Annotated in this window: 23 protein-coding genes; 9 read left to right on the forward strand and 14 right to left on the reverse strand. The window is 71.8% G+C overall.

All coding sequences use genetic code 11. From position 1 onward, the window contains the following. Nucleotides 1-41 precede the first annotated feature (41 nt). On the reverse strand, nucleotides 42-1,160 hold the full coding sequence (locus K6T36_RS07405) for a methyltransferase (protein WP_222923281.1): 1,119 nt from the start codon (nucleotides 1,158-1,160) through the stop codon (nucleotides 42-44). Nucleotides 1,161-1,360: 200 nt separating this feature from the next. Between K6T36_RS07405 and K6T36_RS07410 the strand changes: the two genes are divergently transcribed. Continuing rightward, on the forward strand, nucleotides 1,361-2,689 hold the full coding sequence (locus tag K6T36_RS07410; protein ID WP_222923282.1) for a M28 family metallopeptidase: 1,329 nt from the start codon (nucleotides 1,361-1,363) through the stop codon (nucleotides 2,687-2,689). A 7-nt stretch (nucleotides 2,690-2,696) separates the two neighbouring features. Here K6T36_RS07410 and truA read toward each other — a convergent pair whose 3' ends face one another. The 7 genes from truA to K6T36_RS07445 all read right to left on the reverse strand — a co-directional run bounded on the left by truA (nucleotide 2,697) and on the right by K6T36_RS07445 (nucleotide 8,687). Beyond that, nucleotides 2,697-3,521 carry a tRNA pseudouridine(38-40) synthase TruA gene (gene truA / locus K6T36_RS07415; RefSeq protein ID WP_222923283.1) on the reverse strand — a complete coding sequence of 275 codons (825 nt, stop codon included), beginning with the start codon at nucleotides 3,519-3,521 and terminating at the stop codon, nucleotides 2,697-2,699. Continuing rightward, entirely contained in the window at nucleotides 3,521-4,837 is a 1,317-nt protein-coding gene (hisS, locus tag K6T36_RS07420) for a histidine--tRNA ligase (RefSeq protein WP_222923284.1), read from the reverse strand. The genes truA and hisS overlap by 1 nt, the downstream gene beginning before the upstream one ends. An 80-nt stretch (nucleotides 4,838-4,917) precedes the next feature. After that, entirely contained in the window at nucleotides 4,918-5,811 is an 894-nt protein-coding gene (locus tag K6T36_RS07425; RefSeq protein ID WP_222923285.1) for an EamA family transporter, read from the reverse strand. 135 nt (nucleotides 5,812-5,946) lie between these two features. Then, nucleotides 5,947-6,537, reverse strand: a complete 591-nt coding sequence (locus K6T36_RS07430) for a DUF7411 family protein (protein ID WP_222923286.1) — start codon at nucleotides 6,535-6,537, stop codon at nucleotides 5,947-5,949. A 7-nt stretch (nucleotides 6,538-6,544) separates the two neighbouring features. Beyond that, nucleotides 6,545-6,901, reverse strand: coding sequence for a DNA-binding protein (locus K6T36_RS07435; RefSeq protein WP_222606042.1), 357 nt, complete (start codon nucleotides 6,899-6,901; stop codon nucleotides 6,545-6,547). 195 nt (nucleotides 6,902-7,096) lie between these two features. After that, a complete protein-coding gene (locus K6T36_RS07440) occupies nucleotides 7,097-7,552 on the reverse strand; it encodes a 30S ribosomal protein S19e (protein WP_222923287.1) in 456 nt (151 codons plus the stop codon). A gap of 106 nt (nucleotides 7,553-7,658) precedes the next feature. Continuing rightward, nucleotides 7,659-8,687 (reverse strand): lysylphosphatidylglycerol synthase transmembrane domain-containing protein, encoded by a 1,029-nt coding sequence (locus tag K6T36_RS07445; RefSeq protein ID WP_222923288.1) that lies wholly within the window; start codon nucleotides 8,685-8,687, stop codon nucleotides 7,659-7,661. Between the two features lie 155 nt (nucleotides 8,688-8,842). Between K6T36_RS07445 and thiL the strand changes: the two genes are divergently transcribed. After that, nucleotides 8,843-9,730: a thiamine-phosphate kinase gene (thiL, locus tag K6T36_RS07450; protein WP_222923289.1), complete on the forward strand. Its 888-nt coding sequence runs from the start codon at nucleotides 8,843-8,845 to the stop codon at nucleotides 9,728-9,730. Nucleotides 9,731-9,788: 58 nt separating this feature from the next. Here thiL and K6T36_RS07455 read toward each other — a convergent pair whose 3' ends face one another. Further along, a complete protein-coding gene (locus tag K6T36_RS07455) occupies nucleotides 9,789-10,925 on the reverse strand; it encodes a site-2 protease family protein (protein WP_222923290.1) in 1,137 nt (378 codons plus the stop codon). 211 nt (nucleotides 10,926-11,136) lie between these two features. Further along, entirely contained in the window at nucleotides 11,137-11,403 is a 267-nt protein-coding gene (locus K6T36_RS07460) for a DUF7123 family protein (protein ID WP_222606048.1), read from the reverse strand. Between the two features lie 174 nt (nucleotides 11,404-11,577). Here K6T36_RS07460 and K6T36_RS07465 point away from each other — a divergent pair, with 174 nt between their 5' ends. After that, entirely contained in the window at nucleotides 11,578-11,781 is a 204-nt protein-coding gene (locus K6T36_RS07465) for a hypothetical protein (RefSeq protein ID WP_222923291.1), read from the forward strand. Nucleotides 11,782-11,807: 26 nt separating this feature from the next. Here K6T36_RS07465 and K6T36_RS07470 read toward each other — a convergent pair whose 3' ends face one another. Beyond that, nucleotides 11,808-12,680 (reverse strand): molybdopterin synthase, encoded by an 873-nt coding sequence (locus K6T36_RS07470; protein ID WP_222923292.1) that lies wholly within the window; start codon nucleotides 12,678-12,680, stop codon nucleotides 11,808-11,810. Nucleotides 12,681-12,815: 135 nt separating this feature from the next. Here K6T36_RS07470 and pyrH point away from each other — a divergent pair, with 135 nt between their 5' ends. The 3 genes from pyrH (at nucleotide 12,816) to K6T36_RS07485 (ending at nucleotide 16,032) form a co-directional block, all read left to right on the forward strand. Then, entirely contained in the window at nucleotides 12,816-13,532 is a 717-nt protein-coding gene (gene pyrH, locus K6T36_RS07475; RefSeq protein WP_222923293.1) for a UMP kinase, read from the forward strand. Next, nucleotides 13,529-15,256, forward strand: coding sequence for a lysine--tRNA ligase (gene lysS, locus K6T36_RS07480; protein WP_222923294.1), 1,728 nt, complete (start codon nucleotides 13,529-13,531; stop codon nucleotides 15,254-15,256). Before pyrH ends, lysS begins: the two co-directional genes overlap by 4 nt. Before the next feature lie 164 nt (nucleotides 15,257-15,420). Continuing rightward, nucleotides 15,421-16,032, forward strand: coding sequence for a PadR family transcriptional regulator (locus K6T36_RS07485; protein ID WP_222923295.1), 612 nt, complete (start codon nucleotides 15,421-15,423; stop codon nucleotides 16,030-16,032). A 28-nt stretch (nucleotides 16,033-16,060) separates the two neighbouring features. Here K6T36_RS07485 and K6T36_RS07490 read toward each other — a convergent pair whose 3' ends face one another. Continuing rightward, nucleotides 16,061-17,851: a site-2 protease family protein gene (locus K6T36_RS07490; protein WP_222923296.1), complete on the reverse strand. Its 1,791-nt coding sequence runs from the start codon at nucleotides 17,849-17,851 to the stop codon at nucleotides 16,061-16,063. A gap of 183 nt (nucleotides 17,852-18,034) precedes the next feature. On the opposite strand from K6T36_RS07490, the gene K6T36_RS07495 reads away from it, so the two are divergent. Then, complete coding sequence (locus K6T36_RS07495; protein ID WP_222923297.1) at nucleotides 18,035-19,591, forward strand: heme-binding protein; 1,557 nt, start codon at nucleotides 18,035-18,037, stop codon at nucleotides 19,589-19,591. Nucleotides 19,592-19,711: 120 nt separating this feature from the next. Further along, nucleotides 19,712-21,313 carry an ATP-binding protein gene (locus K6T36_RS07500; RefSeq protein ID WP_222923298.1) on the forward strand — a complete coding sequence of 534 codons (1,602 nt, stop codon included), beginning with the start codon at nucleotides 19,712-19,714 and terminating at the stop codon, nucleotides 21,311-21,313. A 173-nt stretch (nucleotides 21,314-21,486) separates the two neighbouring features. On the opposite strand, the gene K6T36_RS07505 is transcribed toward K6T36_RS07500, so the two are convergent. Both K6T36_RS07505 and K6T36_RS07510 read right to left on the reverse strand, forming a co-directional pair. Then, nucleotides 21,487-21,681, reverse strand: coding sequence for a hypothetical protein (locus tag K6T36_RS07505; RefSeq protein ID WP_222923299.1), 195 nt, complete (start codon nucleotides 21,679-21,681; stop codon nucleotides 21,487-21,489). A gap of 10 nt (nucleotides 21,682-21,691) precedes the next feature. Next, entirely contained in the window at nucleotides 21,692-22,756 is a 1,065-nt protein-coding gene (locus tag K6T36_RS07510; protein ID WP_222923300.1) for an aldo/keto reductase, read from the reverse strand. A 127-nt stretch (nucleotides 22,757-22,883) separates the two neighbouring features. Here K6T36_RS07510 and K6T36_RS07515 point away from each other — a divergent pair, with 127 nt between their 5' ends. Then, the gene (locus tag K6T36_RS07515) at nucleotides 22,884-25,322 is read left to right on the forward strand and encodes a GH32 C-terminal domain-containing protein (protein ID WP_222923301.1); all 2,439 of its coding nucleotides are present in this window, start codon (nucleotides 22,884-22,886) and stop codon (nucleotides 25,320-25,322) included. Nucleotides 25,323-25,337 lie beyond the last annotated feature (15 nt).

The following is a 25,337-nucleotide window of genomic DNA, read 5'->3' on the forward strand; positions in this document are numbered from 1 at the left end:
AGCCGACGGCCGCGGCCGACGAGTCGGCCGGTTCTCGCGGCTCAGTTCCGGTCGGGATACGGTGCCTCGACGCGGAGTAACTTGACGCCGGGCGCCCGTCGGAAGGTCCTCGTCTCGACGGCGGACAGCCCCGCGTCGCCGAGCCGGCGGTTCACCGCGTCGGCGTCGAGTGTGCCGCCGCCGAGGGTGATCAGGTACGTGAGATCGATCAGCGCGACGCCGACATCGGCGAGCGACGATCTCCCGCCGCGCCCGAACTGGTCGAGGATCGCGAGCTTCCCGCCGTGCGCGAGGGCGGCCGCGGCGCGGTCGAGCAGCGTCGCCGCCTCCGCCGGGGAGTGACCGTGGAGGACGTTGAACAGGAGGACGAGATCGTAGCCCGCGTCCGCGTCGTCGGCGCCGTCGGGACCGGTGTCGGGATCGAAGTCCGAGTCGAGATCCGGATCGACGAGTCGACGCCACAGGTCGTCGGTGAGGTAGTCGCCGCCGACGAACCGCACGTCGACGCCCGCCTCGGCGGCGGCCTCGCGCGCCGGCTCCAGCGCGGGCGGGCGGTCGACCAGCGTCACCGACGCCCCGCGGCGCGCGAGTTCGACCGCGTAGGCGCCGTGGCCGCCGCCGAGGTCGAGGACGCGAGCGCCGGACACGTCGCCGAGGGCGTCGGCGACCGGGTCGACCAGCAGCGACGCCGCCGCGCGGAAGCCGGCCTGCGTCGTCGCCCACGCCGCCTCGTCGTCGCCGAGCCACTCGTACAGCGACCCGCCGGGGTCGCCCTCGCGGACGGCGCGTGCGGCGTGCTCGCGCCAGTACGGGAGGACGACCTCGACCCAGAAGCGCGCGAACGGCGCGAGGTTCGCGTCGCCGCCCTCGGTGAGCCACCGCTCGGTCGTCCGCGTCCGCCAGTACTCGTCGCCCGAACGGTCGGCGTACCCGACCGCGACGAGCGCGTCGAGCAACCGGCGCAGCGCGTCCTCCTCACACGCGAGCGCGGCCGCGAGGCTCGACACCGACTGCGGCCCGTCGAGGGCGGCGAGCACGCCGAGCTCGTCGGCGAGGGCGACGGCGTGCAGCGAGGCCGCGCCGTGCACGTCGAGGATAGCCGACGGCGCGAGGTTCGCGCGGAAGGCGAGGCGTTCGAGGAACCCCGGAACGACCGGCATCAGCCGATCACCGGTGACAGCACGTTCATACCGGAGGGTCGGCGCCGACGGGGATAACCACCCGGGAACGCTCCATGAATCAAATAACGCGATATGAAATGGCCGATCTCGCACGCGGTCGGGAGTTCGCGCGATTCGACAGACGGACACGGAGGACGCGCACCCGCGGGTTTTTGCCGCCGCTGACCGATCCCGTCGGCATGGATCTCGACGACACCCTCGCCGCGGCGGTCGGTCGCGCCTGGACCGACACCGCGCCGTGGGAGTTCATCACCGAGCTGACGGCGCTGGGGGGTCGAATGGGCGCGAGCGAGGGCGAGGCGCGCGCGGCGGAGGTCGTCGCCGACGCGTTCGAGGAGATCGGACTCGACCGCGTCCGGAGACAGCCGTTCGACGCGCCCGAGTGGCGCCGCGGCGACACGACGTTGCGGCTCACCGCGCCCGCCGATCGCGCGTTCGACGCCATCGCGCTGCCGTACAGCCCCGCGGGCGAGGCGTCGGGCGAGCTCGTCGACGTGGGGTACGGCACGCCCGCGGAGATCGCCGAGGTCGACGTGGAGGGACGGATCGCCGTCGCCTCGACGACGACTCCCGGGGACTCGCGGTTCATCCACCGGATGGAGAAGTTCGGCGCCGCCGCGGAGGCGGGCGCGGAGGCGTTCGTCTTCGTCAACCACGTCCCCGGGCAGCTGCCGCCGACGGGGTCGCTCACCTTCGGCGAGGAGGCCGCGATCCCGGCGGTCGGCGTGAGCAAGGAGACGGGCGCGTGGCTCACCGAGTACGCGAGCGGGGGCGGGGAGGCCGACCTGTCGGTCGACGCCGAGACGGTTCCGAGCGAGTCACAGAACGTGCTCGCGCGCACCGGCCCGGCGACCGACGAGGAGGTGCTCGTGCTCGCCCACTACGACGGCCACGACATCGCGGAGGGCGCGCTGGACAACGGCTGCGGCGTCGCGACGCTGCTCGCGGCCGCGCGGGTGCTCGCGGCCGCCGACCTCGACATCGGGGTCCGGTTCGCCGCCGTCGGCTGCGAGGAGACGGGGCTGCTCGGTTCCGAGCACCTCGCGGCGACGACGGACCTGGACGGGGTGAAGGCCGTCGTGAACCTCGACGGAGCCGGTCGGTTCCGGGACCTCGTCGCGATGACCCACACCTCCGAGTCGACCGCCCGGGTCGCGCGGCGCGTGGGCGAGCGGACGCGCCAGCCGATCGAGGTGCGCGAGGAGCCGCATCCCTTCTCCGACCAGTGGCCGTTCGTCCGGCGCGGGACGGCGGCGCTCCAACTGCACTCGGACTCCGGCGAGCGCGGGCGGGGGTGGGGCCACACCCACGCCGACACGCGCGACAAGGTCGACGACCGCTGCGTCCGCGAGCACGGCGTCCTCGCGGCGCTCATGGTCCGCGAACTCGCGAACGAGGGGACCGAGGTCCCGGTGCTCGACCCCTACGAGCTGGAGGCGGCGTTCCGCGAGGCCGACTTCGAGCCGGGGATGAAGGCCGCCGGGCTGTGGCCCGAGGAGTGGGAGTAAGGAGAGGTCACTCCGGTATCGAGTCGAGCACGTCGCCGAACACCCGGCCCCGGGCGAGCGCGTCGACGCGGCGCTCGGCGAACACGTCCCGGAGCGACTCGACCGCCGCCGGATCGGGCTCGAACACGACGCCCGGATAGGACACGTCCGCGAGCACGAGGGGGTCGGGCGCGGCGGGCGCGACGCCGCGGGCGCCCGACAGCGGCTCCTCGCCGAGAACCTCGTCGACCCGGTCGAGGCCGGTGTCGCCGACGGCGACGCCGCGGACGACCGTCGCGACCCGCCGGACGAACTCGCGAGGGAAGCCGCCGGCGGCGACGGTGAGGGTCAGGAAGTCGTCGCCGGCGGCGGCGACCGAGACCGAGAGGTCGCGTCGGGTTTTCCGCCCGCGCGGCTCGCTGGTGAGGTTGTGGACGTCGTGCTCGCCGGACAGCGCCGCGGCGGCGTCGCGGGCGCGGTCACGGTCGGCCCCGGGCGCGTGGAGGTGGTAGCGGTACGTCCGCCGGGCGGCGTCGTGGGTCGCGTGGAAGTCGGCTGGCACGTCGGCGGCGGCCCACACGCGGACGCCGGCCGGGAGTTCGCTGGAGAACGCCCGCGGCGTGAGCCACTCGGGCGCGTCGAGGGCGACGGTCTGGCGGACCGCCGAGACGCCGCGGTCGGTGCGGCCGGCGGCGGCGTAGCCGGGCGGAGTGTCCGCGTCGTGCCCGAACACGTCGAGCGCCCGGAGCGCGTCGAGCAGGGCGTCCTCGACGGTCGGCACGTCCGGCTGGCGCTGGAAGCCGAAGAAGGGGCGGCCGTCGTAGGCGACGCGGTACGCCCGGCGGGTCGCCATTACGCGAAGTCGTCGAACGTCGGCCGGTCGAGCCCGCCCGGGAACTCGTCGACGGGCGCGGTCGTCTGGTCGCCGGAGGCCATGTCCTTCAGCGTCACCTCGTCGTTCGCGAGGTCCTGCTCGCCGACGATGACGACCGTCTCGGCGTTGATCGAGTCGGCGTAGTTGAGCTGCGCGCCGAAGCTGCGGTCGGAGACGTCGGACTCGACGACGTGTCCCCGCGCCCGGAGGTCGCGGGCGATCCGGGCGGCCGTCGGCCGGGTGTCGCCCACCTGCAGCACGTAGTAGTCCGTCTCGATCGTCGCGTCGGGGGCGACGCCCGCGCGTTCGAGCAGGAGGCCGAGGGGCGCGTGCCCCGGGGCGACGCCGACGGCGGGGGTGGGCTGGCCGCCGAACTCCTCGATGAGGTCGTCGTAGCGGCCGCCGCCGAAGACGGAGCGACCGATCTCGCCGGTCGCGTCGAAGCACTCGAAGACGGCGCCGGTGTAGTAGTCCAGCCCGCGGGCGGTGCGAAGCGAGAGGTCGCAGTGCTCGCCGACGCCGAAGTCGTCCGCCGCCGCGAGGACCTCACGGAGGTTCCCGACCGCGTCAGCGAGCCCCTCGCTGTTGGGCGCGAAGTCGGTGAGTTCGTCCAGGTCGGCGGGGTCGTCGACGCCCAGCAGGTCGTCGAACTCGCGGGCCCGGTCGAATTCGAGGCCGGCGTCGTGGAGCAGATCGAGGTACTCGGCCTCGTCGACCTTCTCCGATTTGTCGACCGCGCGGATCGCCGCGCGCACGTCCACGTCGGCGTCGAACGAGCGCAGCAGCGACCCGAGGATGTCGCGGTGGCTGACGCGGAACTCGAAGTCGTCGGCCGACAGCCCCAGGTCGGTCAGCGCGTCGGCGGCGGTCGCGAGCACCTCGGCGTCGGCCTCGGGTTCGGCCGAACCGAAGACGTCGATGTTCGTCTGGTAGAACTCGCGGAAGCGACCCTGCTGGACGGCCTCGTAGCGCCAGAAGGGGCGCGTCGAGAACCACTTGACGGGCTTGGACAGCTCCTGGGCCTTCGCGGCGTACATCCGCGCGACGGTCGGCGTCAGCTCCGGCGAGAGCGTGACGTGGCGGCCGCCGTGGTCCTCGAAGGCGTACAGCTCGTCGACGATGTCGTCGCCGGACTTGTCGGTCCACATCTCCGCCGGCTCCAGCCGGGGCGTGTCGATCTCGCGGAAGCCGTAGCGCCGGGCGACCGACTCCAGCGTGTCGGTCACCTCCCGGCGGACGGCCATCTCGGGGGGGTAGAAGTCGCGGAACCCCTTCAGGCGGTCGTAGGTGGGCATTACCGGCTAGGTCTCGCGTCCGGGAGTTTAACCCCGTGGTTCGTCGCCGCCGGCGGAGCGGTCTCCCGGCCGCTTCGCGCTCACACCGCGAGGAACCCGACGCCGACGACCGCGAGCGCGGCGGCGACGAGCCGGGCGCCCAGGCGTCGCTCCTTGAGGATCACGCCCCCGAGCACCACCGCGACGACCGCCTGCGTGTTGACGACCGGCGAGGCGATGCTCGCGGGGAGCGCGGCGAACGCGACGCTCGTGAGGTGTTCGGCTACCGCGACGACCAGCCCGAGCGCGAGGAACGTCGGAACCGGCGTCTCCCACGACCTGTCGACTTCCCAATCGCGAACGGCGAGCGGGAGGAGCACGAGCAACACGCCGCCGAGCACGACGATCACGAGCGCCTCCGGCGGGAGGCCGACGCGGTCGAGCACCGCGCGCTTCGCCACGTCGCCGACGGCGTACGCGACCGCCGACAGCAGCGCGAGCTGTGCGGGGCGGGCCGTGACGGCCCGGCGGAGGGGTTCGACCGGGTCGCCGCCGCGGTAGTTCGCGACGTACACCGCGGCGGTGACGACGGCGATGCCGACGAACGCCAGCGCCGGGAGGTCGGCGCCCAGCAGGAGCAGCTCCAGCGGGAGGACGAACACGGGGACGACCTTGTTGATCGGCGTGACGTACGACACCTCGCCGAGCGCGAGCGCGTTCACGAACAGGACGAAGCCGACGCCGACGCCGAGGACGGCCCCGACGAGCGCGAGCACGGCGGGCGCGCCGAGCGTCGCGGGATCGGGGAGCGCCGACGGCGACAGCCGGGTGACGGCGACGGGGGCGTACCACGCCAGCGCGCAGACGTTGACGAGGACCGTGAGCACCGTGGCGGGGACGCCGGAGACGTAGCGCTTCAACGCGAAGAGGTAGACGCCCCACAGCACCGCCGCGGCGACGGCGACGGCGATGCCGGGAGAGACGAGTGCGGACACGCTTCGGGGTCGACGGTCGGGGGTGAAAACGGCGTGGATGACGGCGAACGCGGCGGGCGGTTGTCGCCGACGGTAGCGATAGCGAGGTGGTCGCGGCGGTGCGAGCCGCCCGCGACTCAGGGACCCGACCGCGACTCAGCGTGTCCCGCGCACGTACGTCTGTTCGTGCTCGGGGAACACCTCGCGGACGGCGTCGTCGCCGGCCTCCTCGCGGAGGAGGGCGCGGAGTTCGCCCTCGTAGTCGGCCTTCGGCACCTCCTCGGAGGGGCCCGACTCCACGTCGAGCGTCTCGTCGACGAGGCGGTCGACGGCGCCGCGGCCGAACCCCGAGAGGGGAGAGATGTAGTCGACGCCGTGGCGGTCCTCCAGCGACTGGGCGAACGCCCGGGAGATGGATGGGACGCGGTCGTCGCGGCGGGTGCCGTCGGCGACGGCGTCCACGTCGCGTTCGGCGACCGACTCCAGGGCGTGCTCGTGGACGCGCTGGATCCCGTTGCGGGGGAAGCCGTCGGCGCGCATCGCCTCGACGGCCTCGCGGGCGACCTCGGGGTCGAGGTCGTGGGTCTCGAACGGGAAGCCGAGCGCCTCGGCGGCCCGGCGCGCGTGCTCGTGGTCGTCGGTCACGCCGAAGTGGGCGGTGACGAGCGTCACGTCGTAGAAGCGGTCGAGGACGAGCGCGGCGAGCGATGAGTCCTTCCCGCCGCTGTAGCACAGTGCGAGCTCCACGCGTCCGTCAGCGGCGGCGGATGTCGAAGCTCTTCTGGTCCGGCTGCAGCTCGCGCAGCAGCTCCTTCATCTGGTCCTCGTCGATGCGGCCGTTCACCCGGCCGCTCTTCGCCAGCGCCGTGACCTGCTGTTTCACCTGGGCGGCGAAGTCGGGTTTGCTCATCTCGACGGCGTTGAGCCGCTGGCGCGCGCCGTCGGTGAGGTACTGCTTGAGCAGCGCCTCCTGCTGACGCTCGGCCTGCTCCTGGGCCGCCTGCTGTGCCTCCGCGTCGCCCTGTCCCTGGCCCTGTGCCTGCTCCTGGAGCTCCTGCATCTTCTGCTCGCGCAGCTCCTCCAATCGCTCGTCGTCGGGGGTCTCGCTCATGTCGGATCGAAGTTGCCGGCGAGCGGTCAAAACGATTGTGGGTGCGCGAGCGACGCCGGCGCCCGGCCGGCGGGAACCGCGGCGACGACGGCGATAGCGACGGCGCCGCCGCCGGTACTACCCGAACGAACCGACATCGACGGCGCCGCCGCTGGCGACGCGAACATCGAAGAACTCGTCGGCGCGAACGGCTGCTTACGCGTAGCGCTCGAGCTCGGGGCGGTCGAGCTCCTCGAGTACGTCGCCGGCGACCTCGTCCAGGAACGAGCGACCCTCGTCGGTGACGCGGCGGCCCTCGCCCTGGGCCGTCTCGACGAAGCCCTCCTCCTCGAGCTGCTGGAGCGCGACGCGAATGATCTTGCGCGAGCCGCCCTCGTGCTCGGGCGGGCTGACGACGTAGCGGTTCGAGCCGTTCTTGGCGCCGCCGTACTCGGTGGCGAGGCGCTCGACGCCGACGGGGCCGCGGTCGGCGACCTTGCGCAGCAGCGAGGCCGCACGGCGGAACCAGAAGTCCTCCTGCTGGGGCGGGAGCTCCCGGTCCTGACCGGACTTGGCGAACTGCACCCACTCCGGCTGTTCGATGCGATCCTCCAGTCGAGCGGCGACCTCGTCGTTGAGGTCCGCCGCCGGGACGTCGTAGAGGGTAACCATACGGGCGATTTCACCGTCGTTCCGTTTAAAGCCGTCGTATCACCCCTCGCGTGTGAGGCGTCCCCGCGGTCGGTTCCTCGGCTCCGCCTCGGAGCCGCGACCGGCGTCACCCGACGCTGTCGGCGCCGATCACGCTCACGACGACCCCGCCGATGATCACCGGCACCCAGAAGACCGCGCCGCGGTAGATGACGACGGCGCCCAGCGCCGCCGTCGCGGAGACGGAGACCGACGGGAGCGCCGCGAGCACGGCGACGAGCACCGCCTCGATGCCGCCCGCGCCGCCCGGCAACGGCGTGACCCCCGCGATCGCGCCCATCGGAACGACGAACAGCATCGCCGAGAACGGGACCGGCTGGTCGATCGCAAGGAACGCGAGATAGAGGGCGACCATCTGGAGGATCCAGCCGAGCGTCGAGGCCGCAAGCGAGACGGCGATCCCGGTTCGGTCGGTGGCGACGCGCTCGATGGCGCCGAAGAAGTGGCCGATCCGCGACTCCACCGACTGCTCGGTCGGCGCGGAGAACACCGGCAGGATCCCGGCGACCCGGCGGATCAGCGGGACGAACGCCCCGACGACCCGCGTTTCGAGCGCGTACCGGTTCTGCCACCCGAGGTAGACGAGTCCGGGGACGACGAGCGCGAGCGCGACGACGACGCCGGTCGCAAGCTGGAGCCGGGTTCCGAACGTCGTCTCGGTGGCGAAGTACGCCGCGCCGACGAGCGCGAGCGTGATCGAGGGGACGAAGTTGAGCGTGTCCACGCTGGCGATGGCTGCGAGGCCGCGCTCGTACTCCGTGTCGGCGACCGTCGCGATGAGCAGGGCGGTGACGGGTTCGCCCCCGGCCTGGCCGAACGGCGTGACGTTGTTGGAGAACATCGCGCCGTTGAACACGAGAAACGACCGAAAGACCGAGAGTCGGATGCCCAGCACCCCGAGCACGGTTCTGAGCGCGACCGCCCAGGCGACGAGCCAGCCGAGGGTGACGAGCACGACGAGCCCGACCGTCCCGGCCGAGGCTCCCCGGAGCACGTCGAGGAGGTCGCCGACGCCGACGAGATACAGCAACGCGCCGAGGACCGCGAACGCGCCGAGAAACCCGACGACGGTGGCGCGTAGCTGGTCCGAATCCATGCCCGGACGGTCGCCGGGCGTCCGCTTCAAGCCTCCGAAACCGCGGGCACTGACGAGCGGCGGCCGTCGCGTCCGCGGCCGCCCCGGCCCGGCCCGGCTCGACGCGTCGCCGCGAAGGGAAACACCGTAGGTGTCGGGGGCGAAACCGGACGGCGATGGACGAACGCGAGGCGCTCGCGCGACTGGCCGACACCCTGCCGGGCGCGGGCGACGACTGCGCGGTCGTCGGCGACCGGGTGCTCACGACCGACATGCTCCACGAGACGACGGACTTCCCCGCCGGCGTCGACCGCTACACCGCGGGCTGGCGGGCCGTCGGCGCGTCGCTGTCGGACGTGGCCGCGATGGGCGCCGACGCGGAGGCGGCCGTCGCGGCCTACGGGGCGCCGGAGTTCGACCCCGGCGAGGTCGACGACTTCGTGCGCGGCGCACGCGAGGTCTGTGCGGCGGTCGACGCCGAGTACGTGGGCGGCGACCTCGACCGTCACGACGAGTTCACCGTCGCGACGACCGCGCTCGGCGAGACCGACGACCCGATCCGTCGCGGCGGCGCCGACCGCGGCGACGCGGTGTGCGTGACGGGCGCGCTCGGCCGCAGCGCCGCCGCCGTCCGCGCGTTCGAGGACGGCGACGCCGAGCGCGGGAACGAGCTGTTCCGCTTCACCCCGCGCGTCGCCGCCGGCGTCGCGCTCCGACCGTACGCGACGGCGATGATGGACTCCAGCGACGGGCTCGCGCGCTCGCTGCACCAGCTCGTCGAGGCGAGCGACGTGAGCGACCTCGGGATGGACATCACCGAGTCGTACGTCCCCGTCGACGACGCGGTTCGGGAGGTGTTCGACGACGCCGAGGCGCGCCGGGAGGCGGCGCTGTTCTTCGGCGAGGACTTCGAGCTGGTGTTCACGCTCCCGAGCGACGCCGTCGACGACGCCCGCGAGGCCTCGCCGACGCCGATCTCGGTGATCGGAAACGTGACCTGGGACGGCGTCAGGATGGACGGCGAGCCGCTCCCGGACCGCGGCTACGAGCACGCGGGCGAGTGACCGCGACGGCGGCGGCGGTCGCTGACGACGCCGCGGTCGCGCGTCCCAGGCCGGTCGATCAGATCGTCGTCACCTGGATCGGCACGAGCATGAAACACAGGAGGCCGAGGGCGAACGTGAACACGCCGACGGCGATGCGTTTCGGGCCGAGCGCGGTGTCGTCGATCGGCTCCGCGGGGCCGCGGTAGGCGATGAACGCCGAGAACAGCCCCCAGAAGGCCCACAGCCCGACGGACTCGTTGAGCCCGAGGCCGCGAACGAAATAGAGGTACGCGGCGATGCCGAACAGCGCGGTGGGCACGAACGCCGCGACCGTCTCCTGACGCCGGCCGACCATCGCGCGGACGATGTGGCCGCCGTCGAGCTGGCCGACCGGGAGGAGGTTGAGCACCGTGAAGAACATCCCGACCCACGCGCCCATGACCACCGGGTGAGCGGTTTTCGTCGGGTCGGTGTAGCCGGTCGGCTGGTTCAACGCGGCGGCGATCAGGTCCAACAGCGGCGGGTTGTTGAACACGATGACCTGGCCGCCCCCGCCCAGCACCGACTGCGGGACCGTGAACGGCCCGAGGAGGAGGCCGACCACCGTGACGACGATCGTGGCGGCCAGGCCCGCGAGCGGGCCGGCGACGCCGATGTCGAACAGCGCCTCCCGGTCGGGCATCTGCCCGCGCATTCGGATGATCGCGCCCATCGTCCCGAACGGGAGGATGAAGGGGATCACGTACGGGAGCGACACGTCGACGCCGTGGTAACGACCGAGCGCGTAGTGGCCGAGTTCGTGCGTCAACAGCACGCCGAGGACGGCCGCGGTGAAGGGCCACGCCTGTAACACGGAGAGGGGGTTCTCCTGGATCGTCGAGAAGGGGACGTAGTACCACGCCGTGGCACCGACGAGCAGCGTCGTCACCACCGTGGCGACGAACAGCCCGACGTTGAGCCAGGGAACGCCGTCGAGGCCGTCGGCGTACGGGCGGGCGACGATCACGTCCAGCCCGGAGTCGGTGGTGACGACCTGCACCTCGTAGCCGGCCTCCCGGAACGCCGGCCAGACGCGACGGACGAGCTCGCGCTCGCCCACGTCGCTGATCCCGTAGTAGAGGATCCGATCGTCGTCCCGTCGGATCTCCGAACAATGGAAGACGGCGTCCAGTTCGGGGGGACGGGGATAGTCGGCTTCGGCCGTCTCACTCATCGACGGCAGTTCGCCGCGAACGGGCATAAGTCCTCGGCGACGGGAGCGTCGTCGCCGACGGCATGACCGACGGGCGGGAGCCGGCGTCGGCGCTCCGGGTTCGGACTGGAACGGATCGGGGCGGGAGAATCGAGTCGACGGGAGAGACGCCGGATCGGCGCGGGGACCACCCGTGCGCGGGGACCGGTTCGGGGCCGTCGGGTCTGCGTCGTCAGTTCGCCGGCTCGATGCGCCAGGTGGTCGCGGACGTGTACGACCACTTCTCGATGGAGAGCCCGCAGGCGGAGTCCTTGAGCTTCACCATCAGGGCGCCGATCTCCTTCGGCGAGAGGCCGACTTCCTCGGCGATGAACTTGCTCTTGAAGTAGAGCTCGCCGTCCTCGGCCTTCTCACGCAGGAACGTCGCGAGACGCTCCTCCTTGGAGGGGGTGTCGGTCGAGGCGCGGTCGGTGTCGGAGGGTTGCACGGTTGCGCTCATTGTGTCACCTCGATTCACCCTACGGACAGCCGGGGGGATATAAAGTCGAGTCCGTTGAGTGCGATTCGGCTCCGTTCAGGGGATTTCTGCCGTGAAACGTGGTGTCGCCGACCGTTCACGACTCTTTTGAATTCGTTTAGAATGTTTATCGCCGATTCTGAGGTCGTTTGATAGATGCTTCAGGGTACTGTCCAGATAGGTCCATCGGCGATTGATTCCGGTTTCGAGAGGCGGAATATATCGTCCGCCGCGGTCGCGCGCGCCGTCGTCGGACGACGCGGGATCGCGGTTGTGGGTCGCGACAGGTCGGTCGACGGGGTGAAGATTGCCGTCAACGCCGTCGGATCCGTGGGCGTCGCGCGGTCGCCGAGGGAGTGAGTCCCCACGGCAAGTAGGTCGCGGAGCTACTGAGACCGCTCGTGTACCCAGAACTCGTCGTTCTCGGTCGTCTCCTTCTTGAATATCGGGACCTCGTCCTTGAGCCGGTTGATGCCGTCCTCGACGGTCCGGAACGCCTCGGTCCGGTGGCCCGCGAGCACGACGACGAAGACGATGTCCTCGCCGTCTGCGACGACGCCGACGCGGTGGTGCATCCGCACGTCGAAGACCCCCTCCCGCGCCTCGAGCTCGCGCTCGATGCGGGCCATCCGATCGGCGGCGACGCCCTCGTACTTCTCGAACTCCAGCGCCTCGGTCCGGTCGTCGTCCGGGGCGTCCTTCGCGCGGACGCGGCCGGTGAACGTCGCGATGGCGCCCGACCGGTCGGCGCCCTCGCTGGCTTTCGCTTCGTCGATGAGCGCCTCCAGGGTGACGTGCGGCTCCGCGTCCTCGATGTGGTCGACGAGATCCTCGACCGACAGCTCGTCCGCGTCGCCGACGCGAGCGACAACGTCGCCCGGGACGGCCTCGTCGCCGACGACGACCGTCGGCAGGCGGAGCCGGGAGAACCCCGCGACGAGGGCGTAGTCGAAGTCGGGGGCCAGCCGGTCGAGCAGATCGGGGAACGTCTCGCCGGCGCCGGCGCCGGTCCACCCGCCGTCGTCGCCGAGGCGGTAGGCGGCGCCGGGGCCGCGATCCGTGTCTCCGGGCCCGCCAGCCGAGCCGGCCGCCGATTCGTCCGCCGGTTCGTCCGCGTCGGCCGGTCGACCGGCCGATCCGGCGGCGGTCCCGCCGTCACCGTCGTCGCGGCGGATGGTCGCCACGCGGCCGTCGAGCCGCGCCGACAGGGGGGCCAGGAGGTCGGCCGCGCCGGGGCCGACAAGCGAGAGCGTGCGCATGTCAGGGAGAGGGCGAGCGACCGGCTTAGGCCTTCGGCCCGCGGGGACGGTTCGGGCGGCTCGGCGCCTGACAGTCGGTACCGAGCCGGGATCGCTCCGGGAGCCTTAAGAGCGAAACGGGGGTAGGCGAGTGCAATGAGAGTAGTCCTGTCGCTCGGCGGGAGCGTCCTCGCGCCGGAACTCGACTCCGGACGCGTGGCGGCGTACGCGAACGCCATCGAGCGGTTGGTCGACGAGGGCTGTGAGCTGGGGGTCGTCGTCGGCGGCGGCGGCGTCGCGCGCGACTACATCAGCGCGGCCCGAGATCTGGACGCCAACGAGGTCCAGCTCGACCAGCTGGGCATCGACGTGACGCGGGTGAACGCCCGGCTGCTCATCACCGCGCTGGGCCCGTCGGTCGACCCCTCCCCCGCGCATGACTACGACGAGGCGGCCGACGCCATCCGCCGCGGCGACGTGTCGGTGATGGGCGGCGTCACGCCGGGACAGACCACCGACGCCGTCGCGGCCGCCCTCGGGGAGTACGTCGACGCCGACCTCCTCGTGTACGCCACGGGCGCGGACGGCATCTACGACGCCGACCCGAACGTCGACGAGTCGGCCACGCAGTTCGCGGAGATGACGCCCGAGGAACTGGTCGAGGTCATCGTGCCGATGAGCCGCGACGCCGGCGCCTCCGCGCCGGTCGACCTGCTGGCGGCGAAGCTCATCCAGCGCGCCGGGATGCGGACGGTCGTCCTCGACGGCCACGACCCCGAGGCCGTCGAGAACGCGGTACTGTACGGCGAACACACCGGGACCGACGTGGTTCCCGCCGGCGGCGACGAGCCGACGTACTGGGCGCAACGATGAGTAGCGAGGACGAACGCAGTGAGTCCTCGGACCGAACGGGGAGCGCAGCGACCCGTGAGGACGACGATCCCGCCGTCGACCCGCACGCGGTCGGCGGCCGCGGCGACGGGGACGGCGACGCACACCACGCCTTCTGGGCCGACGAGGTCGCCGACGAGATCGAGGCGCGCGACCCCGACGAGCCGATCGTGATCAAGGGCGGCGTCTCGCCCTCGGGCATCGCCCACATCGGCAACTTCAACGAGATCATCCGGGGCTACTTCGTCGCGGCGGTGCTTCGCGAGCGGGGCCACGAGGTCCGGCAGGTGTTCACCAGCGACGACAAGGACGCCCTCCGGAAGCTCCCCCGGAAGCTGGCGGACACCGACGGCGACATCGTCGAGCTGGGCGACGTGAACGCCGGCGCGCTCGGCCAGAACCTCGGGAAGCCGTACACGGACATCCCGGACCCGTTCGAGGACGGCCACGATTCCTACGCCGCCCACTTCGCGGCGCTGTTGTCGGCCGACGCCGAGGCCCTCGACATCCCGGTCGAGATGGTGTCGAACACGGAGCTGTACGCCGACGGCGCCTTCGACGACGTGGTCGAACGCGTGCTGCGCAACGCCGACGCGGCCCGCGAGACGCTGGGGAAGTACCAGGACAAGGTCGACGAGGACTACGTCCCGTTCATGCCGCAGTGCTCGGAGTGCGGCATGCTGACGCAGGACGTGACCGAGGTGGATCTCGACGCCCGCGAGGTCCACTACCGCTGTTCGGGGATCGAGGCGGGCGAGCGGTTCATGGAGGGATGCGGCCACGAGGGCGTCGCCACCTTCCGCGAGGGGAAGCTCCCGTGGCGCTTCGAGTGGCCCGCCCAGTGGGAGGTGCTCGGGGTCGACTTCGAGCCGTTCGGCAAGGACCACGCGGAGGGCTCCTGGCCCAGCGGCGTCGACATCGCCCGGAACGTCCTCGGCATCGAGCCGCCCGTCCCGATGGTGTACGAGTGGTTCACGCTCAACGGCGAGTCGCTGTCCTCCTCGGAGGGACACGTCGTCACCGTCCAGGAGGTGCTCGACCTCATCGAGCCGGAGGTGCTTCGCTACTTCTTCGTCCGGAACCCGAAGAAGGCGAAGGACTTCGACGTCGAGCGCCTGGACCAGTTGGTCAACGAGTTCGACCGCTTCGAGCGCGCGTACTTCGGCGATGCGGACCCCGACGAGCGCTTCGCGGCGTTCGCCGAGCGGGCGTACCCGTTCGTCGTCGACGAGGTGCGGGAGGGGCGCGTTCGGCTCCCGTACACCTTCGCGGCGGTGCTGGGCATGGTCGACGACCGCGAGTTCCGGATCCAACTCGCGCGCGACGAGGGACACTTCGCCGACGACACGCCCGAGTGGGCCATCGAGGACGCCCTGGAACGCGTCGAGCGCGCCCGCCGGTGGGCCGAGCGCTGCGACAACGAGTACAACTACCGCCTCCAGTCCGAACTGCCGGAACACGACTTCGAACCCGCCGTCGAGGCCGCCCTCGACGACCTGGCCGACTTCGTCGCCGCGGGCAACGACGGCGAGGCGATCCAGGGCGAGATCTACGAGACCGCCCGGCGCCACGACGTGGAGGTCGGCGACTTCTTCGCCGCCGGCTACCGGCTGTTCTTCGACGAGACGCAGGGGCCGCGGCTGGGCGAGTTCCTCGGCGAGCTGGAGCGCGAGTTCGTCGTTTCGCGGTTGCGCCGGGAATCGTAACCGGAAGCGACGCGGGACGCCGGCTCCCGGCGTCAGCCGCGGGCGACGGGTACGCCCGTTCGAAATCCCGTGATCCGGATCGGCCGCGAGACGAACTGACTGGACAGTCAGTGACGGTTTCGGCGACCGAAACCCTTAGTGAGCGACGGCGAAACCCTCGGGTAATGCGGAAGAGCGGCCCGCCGCGTGGCCTCATCTCGTACATCGTGCTGGAGCTTCTCGAGGAGAAACCGCGGTACGGCTACGAGATCCTCAAGGAGATAACCGACATCAGCGGCGGCCACTGGGAACCGTCCTACGGCTCCGTCTACCCCATCCTCTACAAGTTCGAGGACGAGGGCTACGCCGAGCGGATCGAGCGCGAGGACGAGCCCGACCGGAAGTACTTCGCGCTGACCGACGAGGGCCGCGACCACCTGACCGAGAAACGTCGCGAGGTCGGCGGGAAGGCGCGCGACTTCGCGGACGTAATCTTAGGCTTCTATCACATGTACGTCGCGTTCGCGACCGACGAACGCTTCGACGTGGACCCGTCGGACGACGACTGGCACTTCGACGGCGAGTACTCCGGGTGGATCGCCGAGCAGGTGATCCGCCACCACGAGCGGGACTTCGGCGAGTTCGAGCGCATCGGGGACACGCCCGAGGAGTTCCACGCCCGGCAGGGCGACGCCGACGCGCCCGAGGGCGACACTGGCGAGAACGCGGACGCGAGCGGGGACGGCGACGGCAATCGCTCGGAGGAGGCGGCCGCCGACGGCGGGACGAACGCCTGACCGGTCCGGACCGGTCACAGTACCCGGCTCAGAGGAACTGCGGCGCGAACACGACGACCAGCAGCGCCGTCAGCATCGTGAGCCCGACGGAGGTGGTGAGCGTCGTGACCAGCCGGTCGCGGTTCGACACCGGGAGCCGGGAGACGAGCCCCTCGGCGCCCATGCGGAGGATGCGGCCGCCGTCGAGCGGGTAGCCGGGGATGCAGTTGAAGATCCCCAGCTGGATGTTGATCCAGCCGGTCCAGAACAGCACGTTCGCGAGCAGGAACACCGGCCACTCCCCGAACGCGGCGAGCGGGCCGGTCACGTCGTAAAAGCCCGCGAACTCGCCGTAGAAGCCCGCGAAGTTGTACGGCAGCGCCGCGGAGACGGCGCTGGCGAGCGGGAGCAACAGCGCGGCGTACACGAGCCCGAGCGGCGTCCCCGCGAGCCCGCCCAGTCCGGGCGGCGCGCCGCCGGAATCGCCGCCGAGCAGCGCGAGGTACGCCTCGGCGGGGTACCGCTGGATCCCGAGGTCGTCGACGACGACGCCGGAGACCCCTTGCGTCACGACGACGCCCACCCGCGGATCGTCGTCCGTGCCGCCGAGCTCGACGTCGACCTCGCGGAACTGCCCGTCGGCGTACACCCGCAGCGTCACCGTGTCGCCGGGGTCGTACTCGTCGCCCGAGAGGGTGCGGTCGAGGTCGTCGTACGCGAGGATCCGTTCCCCGTCGATCCGAGTGACGGTGAGCGTGCCCGAGAGGTCGGTCTGGGAGCCGAGGGGCCCGTCGGCGGAGACGTTCGTGACGTACGCGCCAAGCGGCGCGGTGACCTCGCCCTCGGAGGTGGACACGCGCGCGAGCTCGTGTTCGCTGGCGACCTCACGGAACGCCGCGGCGGTGCGGACTTCGGTCCCGTTGACGGCAGTGATCTGCGGGGCGTCGCCCTCTGGATCGACCGAGAGTCCGAGTGGGTTCCCCTCGACGGCGCCGACGACGGTGACGCGCCTGTCGACGGTGACCGTCTCCTCGCCGTTGACGGTCATCTCGACGGACGGGTCCTCGGTCGCCGACAGCGCCGACTCGAAGGCCGCGGGGTCCGCGACCTCCGTCCCGCCGACGGCGGTGATCCGGTCCCCGCCCTCGATGCCGGCGTCGGACGCCGGCGCGCCCGCGTACGCGCCGCCGACCGCGAGCCCCGCGGCGGGGGTGATCGAGGCGATGACCGGGCCGAACAGCAGCGCGAACGCGACGGCGGTGACGGCGAAGTTGTTCGTGACGCCGGCGGCGAACATCCGGCTGCGCGCGCCGCGGTCGGCGTTCGACTGGCTCTCCTCGTCGGGTTCGACGAACGCGCCGACGGGGATGACCGTGAGGAGGACGAGTCCGAGCGAGTCGATGTCGATGTCCTCGACGCGACACAGCAGGCCGTGACCGCCCTCGTGGACGACGAGGGCGATCAGCAGCCCGAGGACGATCTCCGGCGCGACCGCCAGCGGGAGGAAGTCGTTGACGCCGGGGATGATGAGGAAGTTCGAGGGCTGGTTCGCCTGCGTCTGGACGGGGCGTTGGAGGGTTGCGAGCGCCGACCACACGAGGAACGCGAACATCGCGACCATGACGACGACGGCGATGCCGACGCCGAGGTTGCTCCAGGCCCGCCAGAACCGCCGGGGGCCCGCGAGCCAGTTGAGGAACGCGCGACCGCGCTTGGTGTGGATCGTCGTCAGCGGTCCCTGGACGCGAACGGCGTCCGGGAGATACCCGCGCGTGTACAGCGCCATGAGGACGACGGAGTACGCGAGGGCTCCCACGAGGACCCACAGGAGCGTGTTCATTACCGGTGGAAGTCGGCGAGCGGCCAAAGGGGTTCGGGTCTCGCAACGGGCGGCGGCGGCGCGGGGACACGACGGCACGCGCAGTCGGGTCGACGGCGACGACGGCGGCGCCGCCGCCGGCGGCGACCGCGGGCCGCGGCTCGGTGACGCAAGCCACAAGCCCCTTCCGTTCGAACTGCGCGCATGGCGAAGCCCCCACGCACCGAAGAGGGTTGGTACGCGCTGCACGACTTCCGAACCGTCGACTGGGACGCGTGGCGTGCGGCCCCGGAGCGCGAGCGCGAGGCGGCCGTCGAGGAGGGGGTCGCATATCTCGAGGAACACGAACGCGTCGTCGACGCCGAGGAGGGCGCCTCGGCCGTGTTCTCGGTGCTCGGCCACAAGGCCGACCTCATGATCGTCCACTTCCGGCCGACGCTGGACGCGCTGTCGGCGGCCGAGCGCCGCTTCGAGTCGACGGCGCTGGCGGAGTTCACCGACCAGCCGACCTCGTACGTCTCGGTGACGGAGGTCTCCGACTACGTCTCGGACAGCTACTTCGACGACGGCGAGGAGGAGACCGACGAGGGCATCCGTCGGTACATCGAGGGGAAGCTGAAGCCGGACATCCCGGACACGGAGTACGTCTCCTTCTACCCGATGAGCCGCAAGCGGGAGGCCGAGCAGAACTGGTACACCCTCGAGTACGAGGAGCGCTCGGACCTCCTGTCGGCCCACGGCGAGATCGGCCGCGAGTACGCCGGCAAGATCAAGCAGGTGATCGCCTCGTCGGTCGGCCTCGACGACTACGAGTGGGGCGTCACCCTGTTCGGCGGCGACCCCGCCGACATCAAGGACATCGTCTACGAGATGCGCTTCGACGAGGCCTCCGCCGAGTACGGCGAGTTCGGCCCGTTCTACGTCGGCCGGCGCTTCCCGCCGACGGACCTGAGCGCGTATCTCGACGGCGAGCAGGTGCCGACGGGCGAGCACGAGTCCGGCGGCCACCGCCACGGCGACGCGGACGCCCACGGCGAGGGCGGACACCACCACGGCGGTCACGGCGACGGCGACGGCAGCCATCACGGCGGCGGCGAGGGTGGGCACCACAGCGGCGACGGCGACGGCGGCCATCACGGCGGCGACGCGGACGACGGGAGCGGCGACGCCGCCGAAGAGGAGAGCATCCGGGCGGAGCTGGAGGACCTCGACATCTACGCCGGCAAGCCCCACGGCGAGGACGTGTTCGCGACGGTCCTCTACTCCGAGGCGGACGCCGACGAACTCTTCGAGGAGGTCGACGGGCTGCGGAAGAACTTCGACCACTACGGCACCCACGTGAAGACGGCGGTGTACGAGGGCAACGAGACCGACCGCGCGGCGGTCGTGAGCATCTGGGAGACCGCCAGCGCGGCCGAAACGGCCGCCGGGTTCCTCTCGGAGCTGCCGGGGATCGTCGAGCGCGCCGGCGAGGAGTCCGGCTTCGGGACGATGGGGATGTTCTACACGGTCAAGCCTGAGCACCGGGGAGACTTCGTCGAGAAGTTCGGCGTCGTCGGCGACACCCTCGAGGACCTGGACGGCCACTACGAGACGGACCTGATGGTGAACCGCGAGGACGAGAACGACATGTTCATCGCCAGCCAGTGGGCCTCCCGCGAGGACGCGATGGACTTCTTCCGCTCGGACGCCTTCCGCGACACCGTCTCGTGGGGCCGTGACGTGCTCGCCGACCGGCCGCGCCACGTGTTCCTGGCGTGATACTGGCGCCGGTTCCCGCCGGGAACCGCACGACTGCGTAGCCTCGATCGCCCCCTCCGAATATCCGAGTTGATGCTTGCGGACAGGGGTTTATGTCGGCGGTTGTGAGACGGATCGGTAATGACGGCCGACGAGGCCGCGGGCCCCGCCGACGACCGGCTCCGGTCGCTGTACGCGGCGACGCGGGAACTCATGAGCGCGACGACCCGTGCGGAGCTGTGTCGCGTCGTCGTGGACGTGAGCGAGCGCGTGCTCGGCTACCCGCTGACCGGCGTTCACCTCCAGGGGGACGACGGACACGGGCTCGTCCCGATGGCGTACCCGGCGCCGGTCCGCGAGCGCTTTGAGGGGGAGCCGCCGACGTACGCCCCCGGCGACGACGTGTACGAGGTGTACGAACGCGAGGAGCCGCTTCGCCTGGGCGCCGTGGCCGACCGACGGTCGGCGGCCCACCGCGGGATCGTGGTTCCCATCCCGGATCACGGCGTGTTGATCGCGGGGACCGAGCCGCCGGAGGAGCCGGACGACGCCCGTCTCGACTTCGTCGAGACGTTGGGCGAACACGCCGCCGTCGCGCTCGACGGCCTCGAGCGTGAGTCGCGGCTGAACGGCCTCCACGAGACGACGCGGGAGCTGATGGAAGCGCGCGACAGCGCCGCCGTCGCCGCGTCGGCGACGAACACCGCCCACGAGGTGCTCGATCTCCGGCTGAACGCCGTGTACCTCAGGGCGAGCGACGGCGAGCGGCTCGTCCCGGTGAGCGTGACGAGCGAGACGCGGGAACTGTACGGCGACGTGCCCGACATCACGCCCGGGAGCGTCGGCTGGACGGTGTACGACGCCGGCGAGCAGCGAGTGCTTCCGGACGTCCGGCGGTCGCCGGACGTCGACGATCCGGCGTCGGCGATCCGCAGCCTGCTCGTGATGCCGCTGGGCGACCACGGCGTCTTTCTCGCGGGAAGCGAGCGCCCCGGACGGTTCGACGACGGCGACGTGGCGCTGACGCAGCTGTTCGCCGACACGGTCGAGGCCGCCCTCGATCGGGCCGAACGAGAGGCGCTCGTCAGACGGCGCGAGGGCGAACTCACCCGACAGAACGAACGGCTCGACGAGTTCGCGAGCGTCGTCTCACACGACCTCCGCAACCCGCTCAACGTCGCCCAGGGCCGCCTCGAACTGCTCGCCGACGACTGCGACAGCCCGCACATCGCCCGGATGGAGACCGCCCACGAGCGGATGGGCGCGCTCATCGACGACCTGCTGGCGCTCGCGCGCACCGGGCGATCCGTCGGCGACACCGAGCCGGTGTCGCTGGAGCGGACCGTCCTCGACGTGTGGAACACGGTCGACGGCGGCGGGTCGCTGTCGGTCGCCGACGACGTGGGGTACGTCGACGCCGACGCCTCCCGGCTGCGGGAGCTGTTGGAGAACCTCGTCCGCAACGCCGTCGACCACGCCGGCGACGACGTGACCGTGACGGTCGGCCGGATCGACGGGGTCGGCCGTTCGGGCTTCTACGTCGCCGACGACGGGCCGGGGATCCCCCCGGACCGCCGCGAGACCGTGTTCGAACGGGGACACACGACCGCCGACGACGGCACCGGCTTCGGCCTCGCGATCGTCGCGGAGATCGCCGGCGCCCACGGCTGGTCGGTCCGCGCGACCGACGCGGACGCCGGCGGCGCGCGGTTCGAGGTCGTCGTCGCCGATACCGCGGAGTGAATGTGAACAGTTCACGGGGGACCCCCGCACCGTACCCGGGTTTCGAGCTGAAGCGAGGGGGTCGAGAATCGAGCGCGCTCGTGGCGTCGAACGGGCTGTCCGACGACAACCGAGCGGTCAGCGGTGCGCCGGCGACGACCGGCAGTTGCCGACGGACTGCGATGGTGGGATCGTCACCGGCGACGGAGGTACCCGGCGAGGCCGAAGAGCCCGCCGACAAGGGTGATCGCGGCCCACAGCGCCCCGGACACGTCGCGGTCGGCGGCGTCGCGGTAGACGAACCACGCGAGCGCGACGTGGACGGCGGCGGTGGCGCCGGCGAGGCGGGCGAGCCGGCGGGCGTACCTCCGGGTTCGGTCGTCGGTCACGGGAGCCCCCTCAGTCGGCGGGCTCCGGCGGGAGCACGCCGGCGCTGCGGAGGTCCTCGCCGCCGACGGACGTCCGGAAGTTCTCCGGGCTCATGCCGTCGTCGCGGTCGATCCCGAAGTTCTCGGCGTACAGCTCGTCGACGCGGCGGCGCTCCTCGTCGCTGAGGCGGGGCGTGTCGGGCGCGGCGGCCCACTCGTCGATGTCGTCGAGCGAACGGAACGTGGGGACGACGCTGGCGACCTCCTCGTCGTCGAGGAGGTACTGGATCGACGCCTGGCCCATCGTGCGCTCGCCGTCCCGTTCGAGGAACTCGATGGTCTCGATCTTCTCCCAGCCCGTCTCGAACCACGCGTCCGGGCGGTGGGCACGGTGGTCGCCCTTCCCCAACTCGGTGTCCGGGGTGACCTGCTTGTTGAGCAGGCCCGAGGAGTGGGGAACGCGCGCGATGAGGCTCGTGTCGGCGCCCTCCTCGCGGATCGTGTCGAGGAAGTGGCGGCCGGGCGTCTGCTCGAAGAGGTTGTAGACGGTCTGGACCGCGTCGAAGTCGAGTTCGATCGCGCGGTCGCCCTCCGCGAGCCAGCCGATCGAGGGGCCCAGCGCCCACCCGAGCGCGTCGTACAGTCCCTCCTCGCGCATCGTGTACAGCTCCTCCAGCGCCTCGTCGGTCACCTCGTCGACGTTCGCGTTGTGGAGGAACAGCACGTCGAGGTATTCCATGTCGAGTCGGTCGAGGCTCTGCTCGACGGCGTTCCGGAGGTACTCCGGCGAGATGTCCTTCGGGATCTCGCCGTGGCCGGCCTGCGCGTTGTTGTAGAAGTCGTAGCCGACCTTCGTGCCGACGGTTACCTCGTCGCGGTACTCGCCGAGCGCCTCCCCGATGAGCTCCTCGGAGCGCCCGTGGCCGTACACGTCGCCGGTGTCGAAGAACGTGACGCCCTCGTCCAGCGCGTGCTGAACCATGTCGACGGCGTCCTCGTCGGAGCGGTCGCCCCACCAATCGGTGCCGACGACCCACGCACCGAAGGCGACCTCGCTCACTTCGACGCCCGAGTTGCCGAGTTCTCGGTACTGCATGCGCTCGCGTTGGTGCGGACGCCACTTATCGGGCCCGGTTGTCGCGTGGCAGACCGGTTGCCGCGTCGCCGGCACCCGGCGCCCGCGACGCGAACGCTTTTTCGCTCGCGAGTTATTTCGTCGAACCATGCACACGGCCCCGGTTCACGTTGGGGTGCTCGCGGCCGACGAGCACAGCGCGGAACGACGCTCCGCGCGGTCGGTCGCCGAGCGGGTCGCCGCGTCGGTCGAGTCGGTGTCGCTGTCGGCCGTCGCCGCCGGCGAGGTCGACCTCGACGCGTTCGACGCGCTCTGGTGGCACCGCGACGCCCCGTTCGACGACTGCGACGCGCCCGTCGCCGACGCCGGCCCCGCGATCCGCGCGTATCTCGACGCGGGCGGCGGACTCGTCCTCAGCGCGCGGGCGCTCCCGGCGGTCGTGCCCCTCGGGATCGACTCGGTCGCGCCGGACGCGACCGGCGCGACCCACTCGGACGACGTTGCCGGCTACCGCGTCCGCGAGATCCACCGCGACCACCCGCTGTTCGAGGGGTTCGGCGACCCGGACGCCGGCGGGCCGCCGCGGATCTCCGTCGTCGGCCCCGGCGGCGAGGCGGCGTACGCACGGTACGACGACCTCCTGCCGGCGAACGGCGACGTGCTCGCGTGTGCGACCCACGGCGGCCACGACATCCACCCTGAGAAGGCCGTGATCGAGTGGCGCGTCGGCGGCGACGCGGACGGCGGGGACGGTGACAGACCTGGCGCCGCCGGCGGCGCCGTCCTCGGTCTCGGCGGCACGCTCCGGTTCGACGGCCCGGACGACGGACACGGGTACGAGCGCGAGCGCCTGCTGCGGAACGCGTTCGCGACGCTCGGGCGCGGGACGCTGCCGGCGTTCACCGGACGCCCGACGACGCCCGAGGGGTTCGTCGCGCTGCGCGAGCGCCTCGCGGACGACCACCACCGGCCCGCCTACCACCTCTCGCCGCCGGCGAACTGGCTCAACGACCCGAACGGGCTGATCGAGTACGAGGGCGAGTACCACGTCTTCTACCAGTACAACCCGGGCGGGCCGTTCCACAACGCGATCCACTGGGGCCACGCCGTCAGCGACGACCTCGTTCACTGGGAGGATCGACCCGTCGCGCTGGCGCCCGACCCCGACGGCCCCGACCGCGACGGCTGCTGGTCCGGCTGCACCGTGATCGACACGGACGGGACCCCTACGCTGCTGTACACCGGCGGCCGCGGCCGCGACCAGCTCCCGTGTCTCGCGACGACCGACGACCCCGGCCTCGACTCGTGGGAGAAACACGCCGGCAACCCCGTGATCGAGTCGGCGCCCGAGGGGCTGAACGTGTACGAGACGGCCGACTGGGCCGCCGAGTTCCGCGACCACAACGTCTGGCGCGAGAACGGCGTCTGGTACCACCTGATCGGCTCCGGCGTCACCGAGACGGCGGACCGACGCGCCGCCGCCGACGGCGGCGACGGCGGCGACGGCGAAGCCGTGGTCGACGGCTCGGACGACGCCGGTTCGGGGGGGCCGGACGGGCCGGTCGGGATCGACGACGCCCACGAGGGCGACGGGGCGGCGCTGTTGTACCGCGGCGAGACGCTCGACGAGTGGGAGTACGTCGGCGTGTTCCACGCGGGCGAGGGGCCCCGCGGCGCCCCCGTCTGGGAGTGCCCCGAACTCCTGACGTTCGAGGACGCACGGCTGCTACACGTCTCCGACGACGACCGGGTGGCGTACTACCTCGGCGACGCGGACCTCGGGAGCGAGGGCGAGCGGAGTGAGCCCTCGGAGCGAACGGGGAGCGTAGCGACCCGTGAGCAGTCGGCGCCCGCCGGGAGCGACGCCGCAGCGCCGGAGTTCCACGTGCGCGAGGCCGGCCTGCTCGACCACGGCGACTTCTACGCGCCGCAGTCGCTGTGGGACGAGGAACACGACCGCTACCTCACGTGGGGATGGCTCCCCGAGACGCGCGACGGGAGCGCCCAGTGGGACGCCGGTTGGTCCGGAACGATGTCGCTCCCGCGGGTGATCGACACCGACGGGGACGGTCGCCTGCGACAGCGCCCGGCGCCGGAGGTGACTGAGGCCCGCGAGGACCACGCGCTGTCGGCGGCGCTCGCGCTCGACGGGGAGGAACGGCCGCTCGACGCCCGCGGCGCCGCGCTCGAACTCGACTGCACGCTCCGCCTCGGCGACGCCGAGGCGGTCGGCCTCTCGGTGCTCGAGTCGCCCGCGGCGACCGAGCGCACCGTGATCCGCTACGACGGCGAGACCGTGACCGTCGATCGAAGCGAGAGCGGCGGCGACGAGCGCGTGAACCGCGCGCCCCGCGGGATGCCAGTCGACGGCGGGGACGATTCCGAGCGGTCCGTCTCGCTTCGCGTCTTCGTCGACGGGTCGACGCTAGAGCTGTTCGCGAACGAACGCCGCTGTCTCACGACCCGGGTGTACCCGACGCGGGCGGACGCCGACCGCGTGTCGGCGTTCGCGGTCGGCGGCGACGCGGAGGTCGAGATCGACGCGTGGACGATGGCCGGCACGTGGCCCACGTCGACCGGGCGGTAGGCGGGGCGAGGGTGC

The organism is Halobaculum roseum, assembly GCF_019880245.1.
GTDB lineage: Archaea > Halobacteriota > Halobacteria > Halobacteriales > Haloferacaceae > Halobaculum > Halobaculum roseum.

Coding starts and splice junctions, on each gene's coding strand:
- hisS (WP_222923284.1), bottom strand. CDS start 4,837: ATGCCCACCTACGACCGCCTGAAGGGGTTCCGCGACTTCTACCCCCCC.
- lysS (WP_222923294.1), top strand. CDS start 13,529: ATGAGTAGCGAGGACGAACGCAGTGAGTCCTCGGACCGAACGGGGAGC.
- K6T36_RS07435 (WP_222606042.1), bottom strand. CDS start 6,901: ATGAGCGAGACCCCCGACGACGAGCGATTGGAGGAGCTGCGCGAGCAG.
- K6T36_RS07500 (WP_222923298.1), top strand. CDS start 19,712: ATGACGGCCGACGAGGCCGCGGGCCCCGCCGACGACCGGCTCCGGTCG.
- K6T36_RS07455 (WP_222923290.1), bottom strand. CDS start 10,925: ATGAGTGAGACGGCCGAAGCCGACTATCCCCGTCCCCCCGAACTGGAC.
- K6T36_RS07405 (WP_222923281.1), bottom strand. CDS start 1,160: ATGCCGGTCGTTCCGGGGTTCCTCGAACGCCTCGCCTTCCGCGCGAAC.
- thiL (WP_222923289.1), top strand. CDS start 8,843: ATGGACGAACGCGAGGCGCTCGCGCGACTGGCCGACACCCTGCCGGGC.
- K6T36_RS07410 (WP_222923282.1), top strand. CDS start 1,361: ATGGATCTCGACGACACCCTCGCCGCGGCGGTCGGTCGCGCCTGGACC.
- K6T36_RS07510 (WP_222923300.1), bottom strand. CDS start 22,756: ATGCAGTACCGAGAACTCGGCAACTCGGGCGTCGAAGTGAGCGAGGTC.
- truA (WP_222923283.1), bottom strand. CDS start 3,521: ATGGCGACCCGCCGGGCGTACCGCGTCGCCTACGACGGCCGCCCCTTC.
- K6T36_RS07485 (WP_222923295.1), top strand. CDS start 15,421: ATGCGGAAGAGCGGCCCGCCGCGTGGCCTCATCTCGTACATCGTGCTG.
- K6T36_RS07490 (WP_222923296.1), bottom strand. CDS start 17,851: ATGAACACGCTCCTGTGGGTCCTCGTGGGAGCCCTCGCGTACTCCGTC.
- K6T36_RS07445 (WP_222923288.1), bottom strand. CDS start 8,687: ATGGATTCGGACCAGCTACGCGCCACCGTCGTCGGGTTTCTCGGCGCG.
- K6T36_RS07440 (WP_222923287.1), bottom strand. CDS start 7,552: ATGGTTACCCTCTACGACGTCCCGGCGGCGGACCTCAACGACGAGGTC.
- K6T36_RS07515 (WP_222923301.1), top strand. CDS start 22,884: ATGCACACGGCCCCGGTTCACGTTGGGGTGCTCGCGGCCGACGAGCAC.
- K6T36_RS07460 (WP_222606048.1), bottom strand. CDS start 11,403: ATGAGCGCAACCGTGCAACCCTCCGACACCGACCGCGCCTCGACCGAC.
- K6T36_RS07470 (WP_222923292.1), bottom strand. CDS start 12,680: ATGCGCACGCTCTCGCTTGTCGGCCCCGGCGCGGCCGACCTCCTGGCC.
- K6T36_RS07495 (WP_222923297.1), top strand. CDS start 18,035: ATGGCGAAGCCCCCACGCACCGAAGAGGGTTGGTACGCGCTGCACGAC.
- K6T36_RS07465 (WP_222923291.1), top strand. CDS start 11,578: ATGCTTCAGGGTACTGTCCAGATAGGTCCATCGGCGATTGATTCCGGT.
- pyrH (WP_222923293.1), top strand. CDS start 12,816: ATGAGAGTAGTCCTGTCGCTCGGCGGGAGCGTCCTCGCGCCGGAACTC.